We start from the raw sequence: 15,365 nt of genomic DNA on the forward strand, positions 1-15,365 counted from the left end.
TGTGTATAAAGATATATACAGTAATAACACTGATTACTGTAATAATAACTTCGTATGAAGAGAGAACAAGGTCGTCATTACAGGCAGTGCAGAAGGGATCAGGATATGAAAATGACAATCATCAAGCAGGCATGGAAGATTAACAGGCACGATTTTCGCAACAATCCATATGTCATGCTGTGGACATTGCTGTTTATTGCGTATTTGGGATTTACCATGAGTTTTGCTGTAAGTGTGCAATGGGGTGAACTTGGAAACTTGAGTCCAGTAGCCGATTTTATCATGCTGGTGTTGATTCCGTTTCTCGGATTCATTTATAACCGCCGTGCTTTTAAATATCTTCAGGAAGATTCCTATACGCATATGCTAGCCTTTTTCCGCACCTTGCCTATACCGATGAATGCGGTGATTATGAGTCGAATTCAACAGGCGCTTTTGGCGTTTGTTGTGAACAGTGTAATATTTTTCACTCTATTGTTTACGTTGTCAGCTACGTTTCGGGTATATGCCAGTACAGGTTTCTTTGTATCGTTTGCACTTACCTGGATAGGCTACGGCATGCTGATTCAAGCCATTTATATTCATTTGGAATTTCTTAAAAGAGGAAAATCCTACTTTTGGCTATCCATTGTCATCATGCTCATTTGTGGGATAGTTACGATTATAGTTCGAGTATGTGGAGCCAATCTGGTATCGTTAACGGCATTTTATAGCAAGGAATGGCAGCTGTTGTCTCCGGTGATGTGGGGAGCGCTGCTGGCAGGAGTTCTGGGTATGTGGGTGTCCTATAAGGTGACACAGCGTAGGCTTATGAAACGGGACTTAACTTAGGGGTATGTGTACAAAGATAGATAAAAAGGGGGGAGAAGCAGGTGAATATACCAGTGCAAATTGATGAGAATAGCGCGGAACCGCTGTATGCACAAATTGAAAAGCAACTTCGTTCACTCATCGTAACCGGACAGATTGCAGCGGGAACGCTGCTTCCCTCCATTCGGGAGTTTGCAGGGACGCTCCGCTGCAGCGTCATCACCGTCCGGCGGGTCTATCAGGATTTGGAGAATGAGGGCTTGCTTCGTACCCGGCAGGGGACGGGCACCTTCGTAGCTCTGGTCGAGGACGATAAGCGCTCAGGTTACCGCCTTAAAGCAGTGACCGAGGTGTTGGAAACGGCGATTGACACAGGCATTGCTGTGCAGATGACAGAACAGGAATTGTTGGAGCTTTTCGCAGAAATGGTGAAGAGAAGGTATGAAGTCCAAGTGAAGGAGTGACGCCCGTGAAGAACGAAGTAAATCATCATGTGGAAGTTCCTATGGGGATACAGATAAAAACACCCATTATTGAGATGAGCCAAGTCTATAAAACCCGAGGTAACCGGGAAATTGGACCGATTAATCTAACCATTGAACCGGGATATGTAGTCGCTTTGGCTGGACATAACGGATCGGGCAAAAGTACATTGATTCATCTGCTGACTCAGCTTATCCACCCGGATTCCGGTGAAATCCGTTGGTTCGGTCAAGCGTATCCAGACGGCATGCCGGCAGATACACGACAATGGGTTGGGTATATGTCAGAGCAGCCAAGCCGGGAGGAAGATCGAATCACGGCAGAAGAAGCAGCGGCTTTTCGAGCCTTGTGGTATCCCGGCTGGGATGAAACACGTTTTCAGCGTCTGATGGAACGATTTCAGGTCCCTCAGCATACGAAATTATCGCGCATGTCTAAGGGAGAGCGCCGCAAGTTTGAACTGGCTGCAGCCTTGGCGCCTCATCCCCGTTTGTTGCTGCTGGATGAGCCTTCGTCAGGTTTAGACCCTTTTGCCTGGAAAATCATGCTGGAGGAACTGCGGGATTGTATGGAGAACGGCAAAACGACGGTTATTATTGCTACTCATATTATAGACGAGATCAAGCGTTTGGCGGATTATATTGTCCTGATGCATGATGGCAGGCTGCTTGGCAAGCTGGAAAAAGACCATTTGCTCGAAAATAGCAAAGAAATGTGGTTTGAAGGCACGCCAGAGGAGGCATCGGAGCTTCCGGGAGTGGTAGAGACGGAGAGCGAAGGCGCATTGCAGCGAATTGTAACGTTGGCAGCCGGAGAGACCAGCGCCATATTGGAACAAGCGGGCATTCGCCCTATCCGTGTGCGGCGTTTGGAGCTGGATGATATTTTAATACATTGGTCTGCTGGACAACTATCAGAAGATGCGGAGATATACACGCAGAAAAAAGGAGCGGAGTAATCATGAGCATGCTGCAATTGAAAGAGGTCGTGAAGCAATATGGGAACCACACGGCGGTGAACGGAATTTCGCTGAATGTGAACGGCGGGGAGATTTACGGACTACTGGGAGGCAATGGAGCAGGCAAAACCACAACGATGCGCATGGTGCTCGGCCTGATTTACCCTGATGGAGGAAGCATTCAATATGAGGGAAAGCCCTACAGCAAGGAGCTTCAGCGGACGATGGGCTATTTGCCTGAGGAGCGTGGACTATACCCCAAGGTGAAGGTGAGCGAGCAAATTAACTATTTGGGCAGGCTGCGCGGCATGTCGGCCAAGGAGGCGGACAAAAGTCTACGCTACTGGCTGGAACGCTTTGGAGTGCCGGAATACTACGACAAGCGGATTGAGGAGCTATCCAAGGGGAATCAGCAGAAAATGGGCTTTATTGCCGCTGTTGTGCATCGCCCCACGCTGCTTATTTTGGATGAGGCCTTCAGTGGGCTTGATCCGGTGAACGTTGAATTGCTTAAGGATACGGTGAAAGAGCTGCGGGACGATGGGGCTGCGATTTTATTCTCGACCCACCGCATGGAGCATGTGGAGGAACTGTGCCGCCATATTACGATCTTGCATCGCTCCAATACAGTTGTGCAGGGAAGTGTGCAGGAGATTAAGGGCCGTTACCCACGTGAAAAAGTTCGTCTCATTACTACAGGTGAAGTGAATGGACTGGAGCAGCTGCCCGGCGTGCGCCGTGCAGAGCCTATGGATCGCGGCTGGATGCTGCATATTGAGCAGCCGGATGCGGCGAAGTTGATTTTACAAACGGCGTTGGAGCAAACGGATGTAGAGCATTTTGAGATCAAGGAACCTACGCTGAACGAGATTTTCATAAGAGAGGTGGGGGATTCCCATGAATAGACTGGGTACGGTGATCGGTTTTACGTTTCGTCAGAAGGCGAGAACCAAATCTTTTATCATTACAACGCTGGTACTGGCCTTGCTCATTACGATTGGTATGAATCTGCCGTATTTAATTTCTTTGTTTAAAGGAGAGGGGGCAGGAGGTTCGGGCACAACGGCAGCCGAGCATCATCGCTTGGGACTGATTGCCGGGAGCCGGATAGAAGTGGCGAATCAGCTGGAGCAATTCACCAAGGAGCAATCCAACCCGGCAGCCATCTGGGTGCGTTATGACAGCATACAAACGCCGGCCATGCAGCAAGCCTTGAAAAACGGGGAGCTGCAAGGTTACGTGCAGTTCACGGAGCCTGCCGCCAAGGGAGATGCGTTTCCTAAAGTGGAGTACGTCTCTGTAGAAAAAGAGCCATCTCCTGCTGTAATTACATTGTTGCAGACGGGACTTCAGGAAGCTAAGGTCAAAGCCATTATGGGCGGCAATGCATTGACCGGCGATCAAATTCGTGAAATTAGCACACCTGTATTGGTGGATAGCAGGGAAGTAGACGGTCCGTCTGAGGCAGGGGGAGCCGTGGGGACAGAGAAAAAAGAGACCTCTATGATTAACTATGGTTTGGTCTATGTACTGATGATTTTATTCTTCACCTCCTCTATGATGACGGGGAATATGATTGCTGCAGAGGTGACATCGGAAAAAAGCTCACGTATCATGGAGATTCTCATCACAAGCGTCTCACCGTTGACCCAGATGTTCGGAAAAATTATCGGCATTTTCCTGGTCGGCCTGCTGCAAATTGCTGTCTTTGCAGCCGTTGTGTGCGCTAACCTTATGCTGCCGCATAATAATGTCATTCTTAGCTCAGCTGGGCTGGATCTGTCGCAACTGAATATCGCGGTATTGGGCTATGGTCTGGTATTCTACATCCTCGGCTACTTTCTGTACGCAGTATTGTTCGCTGCGGTGGGCTCTATCGTTAGCCGTACCGAGGAGTTGGGACAGGCGATCATGCCGATTACCGTGCTGTCACTGGCAGCCTTTTATATCGGTATCTTCAATATCGCCGCACCGGATACGATTTTCGTAAAGGTGGCCGGGTATATCCCATTTTTCTCGCCGACTGTCATGCTGTTGCGGATTGGTCTGGAGCGGGCGAGCCTGCTGGAAATCTGGCTGTCACTTGGTATACTGGTCGCCTCCATTTTGTTGTTCGGTTGGCTGGCCGCCAAGATCTACCGTACGGGCGTCTTAATGTATGGCAAACGTCCTTCATTCAAAGAGTTAAGAAAAGCTATGAAGGCTTACAAGATTTAAATTTTTTAATTGCGGTGTGAGTGTGTGGTGTCATAATTAGTGAGAATATTTTCATAATTAATGAGAAAACTTTTTCATAATTAATGAGAAATGTATATTTATTCATAAATATGCATTTCTCTATTGGAATTAGCTTGTATGCATCTGAGGAGGAGAACACGATCTTTAAACTGACTAGAGAACATGGGCTTACGATTGGGAAAATCAAGAACAAAGAGAATGTTACTAAATCGGCGCTTGCTTCGTTGAGAATAGGAGTTAAGTCATATTTTAAAACATATCAAGTAGCCTCGGATAAGCGCGTAGTTAAGGATATGTACATTGAAAAAGACCATCCCTTTTATGAAGACTCAATGGAACGTATTGCTTTATTCTGTGAAAATACAGATTATCAGGAAGTGTATCTGCAATGTGTATTCCATTTCCATCATTTTTTTGAGCTATTATTGAAGGATATATTAGGAAGTGTTCATCCTAAGTTAGCCTATAAGGTAAACCTAAATGGGGACAACTCATCTACTATCCTTGATGTTCTCTTGAACAAAAGACCTTATGACTTAACAAGTGATAATACTGCTGAATTTATGACTTCGCTAAATCGAGTAATCAGCTTAATGAAACTTGAAGGTGACACCAGTAGTATACCTGTCATATCAAAAATTATTAGTGATAATAAGCAGACCTTAGTAGATCTAAACCAGTTAAGAAATCGTGTCTGGCATAAAGGCGTGTATGTACTACGTTTAAATGAGTTGGATCAGTTTATTTCTCAAAATGTATTTCCCTTAGTAAATAAGTGCTTAGAATTCAGTGATTATAATAAACTTGAATCCTATTGGAAATATAAAAAATCTACATTAGACCCGATAAATGAAATAATTAAATCCGGTCAAGAACAAATCGATTACGAGCGTATTGCTTTTTTCAAAGCATATGGGCTTGCATGTTACACTATTCCTATCTGGAAATTTGACCTGGATCAAATCGAAGAAAGAGCAAATGCTATCGTAAAGGCTATAGATGATATGGATGTTACTACTTGCTTCGTTTGCAATATGGAAACCCTTCTTGTCAGTACAGAAACCGACTTTGATACAGACGAAGAGGGAGCGCCTGTGAGTATATGGGTTAAATCTATTGGTGCTGAGTGTCTGAATTGCTCACTAAAAATTTCACCTGATATTGGAGAGCCACAATCTCATGGTGTTGATTGCGACATTTTATGGAGGTTTGAAGACGTTTTGATCGAAACATAATTAATTGTTTAAAATATGTGGCTAGATGTTATTGTCAGCTAGTCCCGGTTCTAATAGTAATGAAACAACGACCGTTTCTCAATATAGAAGAACGGTCGTTGTATTTTATGAATAAATCTAATAACACAAATTGTTAAAGCGAGTGGAGAGTATTAATTAGAGTTTTGAAATTTCGTAATGACATCAGGTGTAGAATTTCAGCTTCTAATCCATCAAAATAGTTTGGTGCGTTATCGCTCAAGTAAATGATTAGTTACAATATAGTAAGGATATTTAACTTGTTGATTTATTATAATCCCTTTCATAAATTTTAATGGACCAGTGTTCTCTCTAAGACCCAATACTTGGAATGATTCAAGAACCTAGGGTTGAATCTTTTTTGTTTCGTAATATGGCTAAGTTGGTTATCCGTCTTACTGGGAATTTGGCCTTCAGCAATTGCTATCAGATCAGATAAATAAATTTAAGATAATTAGGAAGGAATTTCTATATTCGTGTCGAATAAATAATACAAAATACCTAAAATATATGGAGGGATATAGTATGTTGGACACGGTTGATGAGATTGAAGAACTAATGAATAGCATTGTAGATACAACAAAGGACTATAAAAATGGAAAAGTTATGAGTAAAGATCACGTAGAAAAATGGATCGAACAGTTCAATGAATCGAGTCGTTTGACCATTTTGAAAGAAATAGATCATATTTTAAAGAAACATTATGTTTCAAAGGAACGTACTGCTGAATTCATGGAACTCCTTATAAACAAAAAAGAAATCGTAGGAGACTTTAAAACGAACTATCCCGCTGTAAGCTTTTTAGAAATTCAGAGAAAAGGAGAAAGTCAAAGAGAATTGTTAGAATTACTTGGCGATACAATGGAAGAGAAGTTTGATATTAAATTATCAGATTGTGGCAAACAGCCCAATACATATATTTACTTTGATGATTGTATGTTTTCTGGAAACACGGCATTTTGGGATATTAAGAAATGGGCTAATGAAAATGAAATACAAAATGTAACTCTACATTTAGTGTTTTTAGCAATGTACAACAGTAATTATAGCTATTTAACTAGGAACCTAAAAAGTCTATTTAAAGGAAAAAACGTAGAATTTAAATTTTGGAGAATTCATGAGTTTTCTAATAATGCATTTAATTCGAAAGAATATCTTTGTTTATGGCCGACTGAGCATAAGGGTGATGATGTTCATGTAACAAACTTCAGAAAAGCGATGGAAGAACAGCGGGAGCAAAAAGGGAATAGTAGATTCCCATTATTTCGCTCTGAAACTTACCCTACTAGTGAGACACTTTTTACTTCGAAGGAGGCTCGAGTTGTTGTTGAACAAGCATTTCTAACGCATGGAGCATACCTTTATACGTTTACTAATAACCCTAGTTTTAAACCCATGGGGTATTCATATTTTTCAGATTTGGGTTTTGGTTCATTATTCGTAACCTATCGAAATATTGCAAATAATAGCCCTTTAGTGCTATGGTGGGGTGACATTAATCAGAAACATCTCAATCAATGGTACCCTCTCTTTCCGAGAAGAGTTAATTAGAAGAAATGGAGGATTGATGGTGTCTAATCCAGAAAAAAAACTATACTCTAGGCAGAATTCAATAGTTTTCAAAAAAACCAAGGAGCCATATGGAGCAATGTCCAATATGGCTCCTGGTTTTCCAATCTCCATCAATGGAGTTAAAATTCTGACTTCTGAAGCATTGTATCAAGCTTGTCGATTTCCGCATCTGCCTAATGTACAAAAAGAAATAATTAGCCAAAATAGCCCAATGACTGCAAAAATGATAAGTAAACCATATCGTAACCAATCAAGGTCTGATTGGAATGAATCAAGAATTAAAATAATGCGATGGTGTCTTCGTGTAAAACTCTATCAAAACTGGTTGACATTTTCTGAAGAACTAAAACAAACAAGAGAATTACCTATTGTTGAAGAATCGCACAAAGATTCCTTTTGGGGAGCAATTCCTGATGATGATTCTAATTTGTTCGGTACAAATGCTCTAGGTAGATTACTAATGGAATTGAGAGAAGAAGCAAAACAAATAGATAATGAAGTAGTGCATATAAACACGCCTAAAATTGATGATTTCTTATTATATGGGAAACCTATATCAACGATACAGTGTAGACTAAGCCTTAAAAAATCTGAGAAAGACCATAGTAAAAAGCCGAACGTAAATGAAGTTACACAAACATTGTTGTTTGAAGAATAAAAAACTGACTTATACAACTATTGAACTAAATAAGGTGAGTTTCTCTTTATAGCCCTTCACTATCGTATAGTGATTGCCTTTTTTGAAACCGAATAGTATCAATAATCCTCTAAGTCTATGTTGATATCTAGGGTATGCCCATGTTTTCGAACTAAAGTTTTAAAATAATTTTTGTTTGCCTTAAGTATATCTAAAAACTTCAATTTCTGCTTCTGGGCATTCTGGAGCAGCGCATCATAGTTTCATCATGATTATGCCCTAAGCGCTGTTTTCCCCTGAGACAGATCATCCTCCTTCAAGAATGCTACAGGCTCTTTTGAATGATATGCCGTTAAAGTAATTGAATGATATCTTCATGTAAACACTTTGGACAATTAGTAGAACCCTTTTCATCAGATATTAATTTCCAGTACTTTTGGGGAGTTTTCACTCCTTTACATCTAGACTTTTATGTTTCTTATACTACGTTTTTTAACCAATTTAAACGTTTAAACGCTTCAATGATACATCTAAACAAATGGTTTAAAGACTTTCATCTCTTTTATATACTTACACTGTTAAAATAAAACACTAAATATTACAATAAATTGAGTAAACTCATATATAAATGTATTAGCTATAAAAATCTGTGCTTAGTGAACAAGGAAAATATAAAGCTATAGACTGATGTTGTTGATTCTACGTGGTTTTCAAATGCTAAAATCGTCTGCCTATCATAAATAAGTTTTAAAGTATTAGACTGGCTTCTTATTTTTTAAATATAATAAGCACAACAATATGTACTACAACATACACTGGGAAGGTGATGAGGATATGACAAAAGCAGATGACTTTAAAGCTCAAAATGACGGTGAAATAATTATTCAGGTAAGCCATGGTGAAGTGTGGGCTATTGATAATAGTGGCTCACCAGTTGTTATTGGAAAAATTGAGCGTATTGATTTATCTATCGAAGAACCAGAAGAAACACCAGGTGTATATCGTGTTGAGTATGTAATGATATACGATGATAATGATGAAAAATTGCATGATGACCAAGATGTGGTCGATAATACCGAATATCACGCTTACCATGAGTTGGTAGAGGCGCTTGCTACCAAGTATGGAGTTTCAAAGGATATAATAGATGTTGTATAATTCGCAATTTTAAAATTCAGTAGATGTCCACTGTTTTAGAGATCTACTCTCTAATGCAGTGGGCTTTTTTTAGAAAAGTATATATTGAAAGCACTGGTACTGAGATTTCGATTTTATATCTTTACTTTCTCATTCTACAACTTTATGCCGTATGGTATTATTTACTCACTTCGCAACTGTTAGAGGAAAAGAATCACTTTTAGTAAAATCAAAAGCCTGATGAACAAGTGTCATCAGGCTTTGTTAAAATTAGGACGGCTGCTTTGGTTTAAATAGAGAGCGATATTATGGTAAAGAAATAATAGAAAAGTTAAAGACAGGAGAACATAATTATAAGGATTTAACGTACATACTTTTAGAATTTTAATAATTATAAATTGAAATTATTGGATTTTAGTACACAACTTTATTGTATATCTCACAGGTAAAAATATATGTAATTGACTCGCTAGTACACAACTTTATTTGGTATTATTGAATCATATAATAAGCTGAAATCCTTGATACACCAAGGGTTACTAGTACACAACTTTATTGTCCGAAGAGAGTGTCATAATTAATGAGAATTTTTTTCATAATTAGCGAGGAATGAATATTTATGCATAAGTATACATTGGTGAAGTTATTGCATGGTGTCCGAATATAAGAAGATGGTGAAGAAATAAACTATTTGAGGGGAAGGATTTAAAATGACAAAAGAAAAGGATTAGTTCTGTGAAAATAAAGTAATAGACTGGAGTCGTTGACTTAACAACGTTTTCGAATTGAGAACCGTCAGCTTTTGAGAAATAAGTTTTAGACTGATCCATTAAATGAAACAGCGGCAGAACAAGACTTGATAAATAAAGTCTTAGACTGCCGCTGTTGTTGTTCAACTAACGTTTCCCGTTAGTTGAAAGCTGTAGCTCTTTTATAATATCTTTCCACTCGACAGTAAAATTGATTATTTCGTCGCTCCACTCTCAAGTGCTGGAATAAGCTTTTCAAGTACGCGTAGTCTGGCCGCTCGCTGAGCAAATACTTTGCCAGTTCCGCCCTCAACAACGCGGTTCCTCTTAGGCCATATCTTTTGCATTTATTCCCTACATTACGAACGGGAAAGCATATTATACCCGGGTAATATTGATTTATTATTTTTACCCGGGTATAATTGAGACGGCAGAAAGGAGGTCAACATGAGTAATGCCCTAACACGCTTTTACTGCACGGCATTTTTGGGTGTAGGAGTCGTCGCCAGTGGTTCCTTACAGCACGTTGTTACTACAGTGAAGGATGCTCTGAGTGACAGAGAACTCACACAGCTGCTTATATTTGACGATTCCACGGGGAAGCCAATAGATGTTGATTTTCGTGGGAAGACAGATGAGGTGCTTAAACGATTAGGAGAACAGTTTGGTGACTCATCCGGTACAGAAGTGAATCACCAGACTACACGCCGGGTCGGTCGACCCAAGCTGGGTGTTGTATCCGGTGAGGTTACGTTATTGCCTCGGCATTGGGAATGGCTCAAGAGTCAACCTGGAGGGGCGTCGGTAACATTACGAAAACTCATTGATGAAGCTCGCCGTGCTGGAGAACAACAGAGCACAATACGAGAGTCACAAGAAGCAACATATAACTTTATGACAGCTATGGCCGGGGACTTCAATCAATACGAAGAAGCTCTGCGGGCACTGTATGTCGGTGATTTGGATCGTTTTTACCACTTCATCGATGACTGGGTACCTGATATCAGAAACCATGTCAAGAGATTAGCCGCCAATGCATTCCCTGAAGAGAACTTATGAATGAAACAGATGAGGGCGTAAAGAATTAAAAAGGAATTGCGAAAGGAGTCACTATGACTGAGTTAGAATCTATTCGTTACATTGAACCAACGCAACGCGCTGGCATGAGGTTCATGCAACGAGGCATTGAGGGCAGCATCGTCATGTTGAACCTACTCCGTTTTCGCGATGTTGCTGATTACACAGCCAATCCTGAACTAACACCGGAGGTCCCTATTAGCGGTGCCGAAGCTTTCAACCGCTATATTGAGCACACCCTCCCATATCTCCGTGAAAGCGGAGGTGAAATCGTGTTTCTTGGCGATGGCGGAGAGTTTCTTATTGGACCCGGAGACGAGAAATGGGATCTTGTCATGCTGATCCGCCAGAGTAGCACGCAGTCATTTCTAGCTTTTTCAAGTCATCAAGACTACCTGGCCGGTATCGGTCACCGGACTGCAGCGATAGAAGATCCACGCCTTCTGCCTATGGCAGAACTTCCGAAACCGAATTAATTGAAGGAGAACATGACCATGAACATTCTAAAAGTTAACGGTGTTGAGTTGGCCTATGATAGTTTCGGTAACGAAAATGACGAGGCTATTATCCTAATCGCCGGACTTGGAACCCAGATGATCCGCTGGACGGTTCCGTTTTGTGAACTATTGGCAGCGCGGGGCTTTCGGGTGATCCGCTTTGACAATCGCGACGTAGGTCGCTCAACACACTTCAGCCATTATCGGACACTGGATTTTGGCGCATTAGCGACTGCTCTCATGTCGGGACAGCGACCGGACATTCCTTACACTCTCGATGACATGTCCAACGACGCTATCGGACTGCTCGACGCCCTTTCAATTGACCGGGCACATTTCGTTGGCAGGTCAATGGGCGGAATGATCGCCCAGATTGCAGCCAGTGAGTACCCTGAACGGGTTTTATCACTCACCTCCATCATGTCTAGTTCCGGTAATCCCACCCTTCCGCAAGCTTCCCCGGATGTCATGGGGATGATGACTAAACCGGCGCCGAACCCATTTGAGGATGAAGCAGGATTTTTGGCGCACAGCCTCTCTTTTGCCAAACGCATCGCCGGCGCTGGCTATCCGTTTGAAGAAGACGCTTATCGGGCACTCATTCTGGAGGAAGTCCAGCGAGCCTACGATCCAGGCAGTGTCGGACGACAAATTGCTGCGATCGCTGTCTCCGGTGACCGTCGTCCGCGGCTGGCGACCATAAAAGTACCAGCACTTGTCATTCATGGGATGGACGATCCCCTGTTCGTCCCGGCGTGTGGTGAGGACACGGCTTCTTCCATCCCGGGCGCCGAGCTAATGTTGGTTGACGGCATGGGACACGACCTGCCGCACCAACTGTACAAAGTAACCGCTGATGGCATAGAGCGAACGGCTCATCGCAATTGACACGCGCTTCCTGAATAGCAACCAGCCGGAGTCCCGCAGTGCCCAATGGGACGAGTAGGCCCAGGGACGCAGCGCTGATCAGTTTGCACCCTTGGGGGTGGAAGCGGCGGTGCTCTTGGAACGGTTGTTAAGCAGCTCTATTTAAACATATATATATGGAAACAATCGAATAAGCGCCAGTTCCATGATATCATCGCGAGCCGGCGCTTTTTTTTGTCTTCATAAGGCCACACGATTAATCGTCAGCTTTAACTATCCTGCCCGTTCGTATTATGAAGCATTGTCAGTCTAATACTTTATTTTTCAGTCTAGAACATTATTTTCTTTTGACAGCAATACAGCATCATCTATTGCAGCTAGGGCGTTTGCAACATTTTTTAGAAAATATCGATGTATAAATTGCCAAGTAGAAGTGGTGTAACGATGTTAAATGTAAAAAACAGCAGCTAAGTCGCGGCTGGAATGGCGTTGTATCTGCTTTGAATGTTGTATATGTTGGGTTCGCGCAGCTCTGTCATGGCAAAGCCCCGCCCGAAGTGATTCTTCTAAATTCATATTTTTTACAAGAAAGCAACTCTAAAACCATGATAACATTGTCCCGCTGAAAGTCGCTATTTTAAGTTGTAATTAAACATTGAAAAAGCTTGTCGCTGGTAAGCTTTTTTTGATGTCTTTTGAGCTAATAAAGATAATATGAAATATATACAAGTGGATGTATACTTATGCATTACAGTAATGAGGATATTCTCATTAATTATGATTTTTATGGCTTACATGAGTTGGATAGCGATAATTTTCAGATTAAATGAGAAAAAAATTTTATAATTAATGAGAAATGAATATCTATGCATTGTTATACATTAATGGAGTTGTTGTATGGTGTCCGAATATAAGAAGGTGGCGAAGAAATAAACTATTTGAGGGGAAGGCTTTAAAATGACAAAAGAAAAGAATTAAAATACGCTGATGTTGTTGAGTGCTGTGGTACTACTGATTCTTTGGGATGGCCATGAGCACAACAGGTTCAATGTCAGGGAGGAATGATGTGCTTGGGATCCTTACATGGGACTGTGGTCGTTCGATAAAAGAAAATAATAATATTTAATTCCTTCGAATGGGTGGGTTCAAATGCGAACCTACCTTTTTTCATTGAACACAGCTATGGTTCTTTCTGTAAACAAAATCATTAATTTGTCCGATACATATATAAAGATGATTTACTGTTAAATATACCCTTGAAAAATATCATTTCACATATCATTTATATTAGACCTCGGTTTAAGATAACAACTATTTTAATACGCACAGCATTATATAAATGCAGCAACCAGAAAGGAAATGGAACGTGAATCGTCAGGAAGTTCTTCAACATTTTACAAAAGAGGTCTACGAACCGCTTAAGCACCAAATGTTATTCGCATTGGAAGTCTATTTCCAAAATCATAAGCATGCCTTGGCTAAGGCATTTTGCAATTCACTGGAGCAGATATTTGAGAAAGTCAAGTTGATGCAGCAAGAAGGTAATAAACAGGCCTTGGGATATATATCTTATTCCATGCTTCGTACCGAATTAGCAAACGGAAGGGCGACCTATTTAGTGGAGGCGATGGATAAAAGATGGTTTATGGATCTCCATACTTGTCGAGATACCTATAATGCAGATTGGGCATTTCACTACTTGCACGAGTGGGAGACGGAATTAAGTAAGCACGCTAAGAAATACGGTGGAAGAATCGGATTAGATGATATTGAAAGGATGAAATTGCGCGCGGCAATACATATTCATCAATATATCATTGCTCTGGCGCGTTTTAGTATCACAGAAGCGTGGCTGGATGAAATCCAGTTTGCTCATGAAATTCAGTTAGAAGATGTGTTTGAGATGAGGGTCGGGGAATATTGGGACCAAAGTGAAGTCGTTTTTAAACGGGATGTGCGTGTCAAAGATTCCAATGTGATTAAAAACTGGCTAGAGGAAAAAAAGCCCTACGACTACATACATGAAGTTTTCCGCAAGATCGACGGGTCTCAAGGAAATTATGAGGGAATACGTCTACAATATGCCGATTTGAATGAAAGTTCCTTTATAAATAGTGTTTTTACGAAAGGGAATTTGATTGGTTCCCGTTGGAATAAAGCATGTTTAATAGAAGCTGACTTTAGCGGTTGTTTGATACAAGAAGCACGTTTTGAAAAAGCCAACTTAAGAGAAGCCTCTTTTCGAGATGCAGTAGCTGTACCTGGAATATACCAGTCTGAACGATGGGAAAGACCTGGTTTTCAACCCGTAAGTTTTGCAGGAGCAGATCTTACAGGAGCCACATTTCAGGGCGCTTACTTACAGGATGCAGATTTCACAGGGGCTATATTGCAGGGGGCCAACTTCATTGGTGCAGCTATAGAGGGGGCCTGTTTCAAAGGGGCGGTGCTGGATAGAACCGGATTTAGTTTAGGAATGCATCCAGTTGCCCGGGATCTAACTTCATTTGGATGAAATCATGTGGGACAGACGCAATGGAAGGGACGTGGCATAGTGGAGTATTTTCTTTGTCAACATGATGATCGGATGTTGTATTCTGCTGTTCCCATATGGGACGAAGAGGCCAATGCAGAGATGGTAAATATTAATAATTGGACGGAATGGCCCTCTTCTTATGCTGCACAGTTTAAGGTCAAGGGTCACGATTACACGGTTTACCCTGATATTCTGATGGGTTCGAGGATGATGGTATCTGATTCTGTACATGAGTTGTTACAGGTCTATACGCCGAGCCTCTTCAGTCGTATGGCTTTGTTTCGGGATATGGAACGTTCTCAACAAAAGTTGTACTGGATGATTCAGCCCCCTTTAGTGAACTGTGTAGGTGAGCTAAGTACATTTCATCCCGGAGGAACATTGATGAAGTTGGTAGTAGATCGAGAGCGCACCGAGGGAAGGCCCTTATTGCAAGTTCAAGGTTTGCGTGAAACCTGTACATTAGTAAATTTGGCATTAGCAGAAAGTCTGTTGCGGAGGGGAACGAGTGGTATCTCCTTTCAGGAAGTCGATATGCAGTAACGAAATGG

At 41.6% G+C, this 15,365-nt stretch carries 14 protein-coding genes; all 14 read left to right on the top strand.

Annotated features, from left to right (window positions below; genetic code table 11):
• Nucleotides 1-111: 111 nt before the first annotated feature.
• The 14 genes from NLX74_RS13245 (at nucleotide 112) to NLX74_RS13310 (ending at nucleotide 15,357) form a co-directional block, all read left to right on the top strand.
• Nucleotides 112-831, top strand: coding sequence for a hypothetical protein (locus NLX74_RS13245; protein ID WP_061831091.1), 720 nt, complete (start codon nucleotides 112-114; stop codon nucleotides 829-831).
• A gap of 41 nt (nucleotides 832-872) precedes the next feature.
• Nucleotides 873-1,274: a GntR family transcriptional regulator gene (locus NLX74_RS13250; protein WP_254329005.1), complete on the top strand. Its 402-nt coding sequence runs from the start codon at nucleotides 873-875 to the stop codon at nucleotides 1,272-1,274.
• Nucleotides 1,275-1,315: 41 nt separating this feature from the next.
• Nucleotides 1,316-2,251 (top strand): ABC transporter ATP-binding protein, encoded by a 936-nt coding sequence (locus NLX74_RS13255; RefSeq protein ID WP_254329111.1) that lies wholly within the window; start codon nucleotides 1,316-1,318, stop codon nucleotides 2,249-2,251.
• A gap of 2 nt (nucleotides 2,252-2,253) precedes the next feature.
• Entirely contained in the window at nucleotides 2,254-3,156 is a 903-nt protein-coding gene (locus NLX74_RS13260) for an ABC transporter ATP-binding protein (RefSeq protein ID WP_069291013.1), read from the top strand.
• Nucleotides 3,149-4,468 carry an ABC transporter permease gene (locus tag NLX74_RS13265; protein WP_254329006.1) on the top strand — a complete coding sequence of 440 codons (1,320 nt, stop codon included), beginning with the start codon at nucleotides 3,149-3,151 and terminating at the stop codon, nucleotides 4,466-4,468. The genes NLX74_RS13260 and NLX74_RS13265 overlap by 8 nt, the downstream gene beginning before the upstream one ends.
• 134 nt (nucleotides 4,469-4,602) lie before the next feature.
• Nucleotides 4,603-5,724 carry a hypothetical protein gene (locus NLX74_RS13270; RefSeq protein ID WP_254329007.1) on the top strand — a complete coding sequence of 374 codons (1,122 nt, stop codon included), beginning with the start codon at nucleotides 4,603-4,605 and terminating at the stop codon, nucleotides 5,722-5,724.
• 543 nt (nucleotides 5,725-6,267) lie between these two features.
• Nucleotides 6,268-7,293 (top strand): phosphoribosyltransferase-like anti-phage protein, encoded by a 1,026-nt coding sequence (locus NLX74_RS13275; protein ID WP_254329008.1) that lies wholly within the window; start codon nucleotides 6,268-6,270, stop codon nucleotides 7,291-7,293.
• 19 nt (nucleotides 7,294-7,312) lie between these two features.
• Nucleotides 7,313-7,972, top strand: a complete 660-nt coding sequence (locus tag NLX74_RS13280) for an NADAR family anti-phage protein (RefSeq protein ID WP_254329009.1) — start codon at nucleotides 7,313-7,315, stop codon at nucleotides 7,970-7,972.
• Between the two features lie 813 nt (nucleotides 7,973-8,785).
• Nucleotides 8,786-9,109, top strand: coding sequence for a hypothetical protein (locus NLX74_RS13285; protein ID WP_254329010.1), 324 nt, complete (start codon nucleotides 8,786-8,788; stop codon nucleotides 9,107-9,109).
• Nucleotides 9,110-10,284: 1,175 nt separating this feature from the next.
• A complete protein-coding gene (locus tag NLX74_RS13290) occupies nucleotides 10,285-10,896 on the top strand; it encodes a DUF2239 family protein (protein WP_254329011.1) in 612 nt (203 codons plus the stop codon).
• Nucleotides 10,897-10,949: 53 nt separating this feature from the next.
• Nucleotides 10,950-11,390 carry a DUF1330 domain-containing protein gene (locus tag NLX74_RS13295; protein ID WP_254329012.1) on the top strand — a complete coding sequence of 147 codons (441 nt, stop codon included), beginning with the start codon at nucleotides 10,950-10,952 and terminating at the stop codon, nucleotides 11,388-11,390.
• Nucleotides 11,391-11,408: 18 nt separating this feature from the next.
• Nucleotides 11,409-12,299, top strand: a complete 891-nt coding sequence (locus tag NLX74_RS13300) for an alpha/beta fold hydrolase (RefSeq protein ID WP_254329013.1) — start codon at nucleotides 11,409-11,411, stop codon at nucleotides 12,297-12,299.
• A gap of 1,345 nt (nucleotides 12,300-13,644) precedes the next feature.
• Nucleotides 13,645-14,793: a pentapeptide repeat-containing protein gene (locus NLX74_RS25850; protein ID WP_254329014.1), complete on the top strand. Its 1,149-nt coding sequence runs from the start codon at nucleotides 13,645-13,647 to the stop codon at nucleotides 14,791-14,793.
• A gap of 6 nt (nucleotides 14,794-14,799) precedes the next feature.
• On the top strand, nucleotides 14,800-15,357 hold the full coding sequence (locus NLX74_RS13310; protein ID WP_254329015.1) for a hypothetical protein: 558 nt from the start codon (nucleotides 14,800-14,802) through the stop codon (nucleotides 15,355-15,357).
• Nucleotides 15,358-15,365 lie beyond the last annotated feature (8 nt).

The organism is Paenibacillus sp. MZ03-122A (assembly GCF_024213325.1).
GTDB classification, from domain to species: Bacteria; Bacillota; Bacilli; order Paenibacillales; family Paenibacillaceae; genus Paenibacillus; species Paenibacillus polymyxa_B.

Bases quoted from the DNA above. Each gene is read 5' to 3' on its own strand.
- NLX74_RS13300 (WP_254329013.1), top strand. From the start codon at position 11,409: ATGAACATTCTAAAAGTTAACGGTGTTGAGTTGGCCTATGATAGTTTC.
- NLX74_RS13285 (WP_254329010.1), top strand. From the start codon at position 8,786: ATGACAAAAGCAGATGACTTTAAAGCTCAAAATGACGGTGAAATAATT.
- NLX74_RS13295 (WP_254329012.1), top strand. From the start codon at position 10,950: ATGACTGAGTTAGAATCTATTCGTTACATTGAACCAACGCAACGCGCT.
- NLX74_RS13255 (WP_254329111.1), top strand. From the start codon at position 1,316: ATGGGGATACAGATAAAAACACCCATTATTGAGATGAGCCAAGTCTAT.
- NLX74_RS13260 (WP_069291013.1), top strand. From the start codon at position 2,254: ATGAGCATGCTGCAATTGAAAGAGGTCGTGAAGCAATATGGGAACCAC.
- NLX74_RS13290 (WP_254329011.1), top strand. From the start codon at position 10,285: ATGAGTAATGCCCTAACACGCTTTTACTGCACGGCATTTTTGGGTGTA.
- NLX74_RS13275 (WP_254329008.1), top strand. From the start codon at position 6,268: ATGTTGGACACGGTTGATGAGATTGAAGAACTAATGAATAGCATTGTA.
- NLX74_RS13265 (WP_254329006.1), top strand. From the start codon at position 3,149: ATGAATAGACTGGGTACGGTGATCGGTTTTACGTTTCGTCAGAAGGCG.
- NLX74_RS13245 (WP_061831091.1), top strand. From the start codon at position 112: ATGACAATCATCAAGCAGGCATGGAAGATTAACAGGCACGATTTTCGC.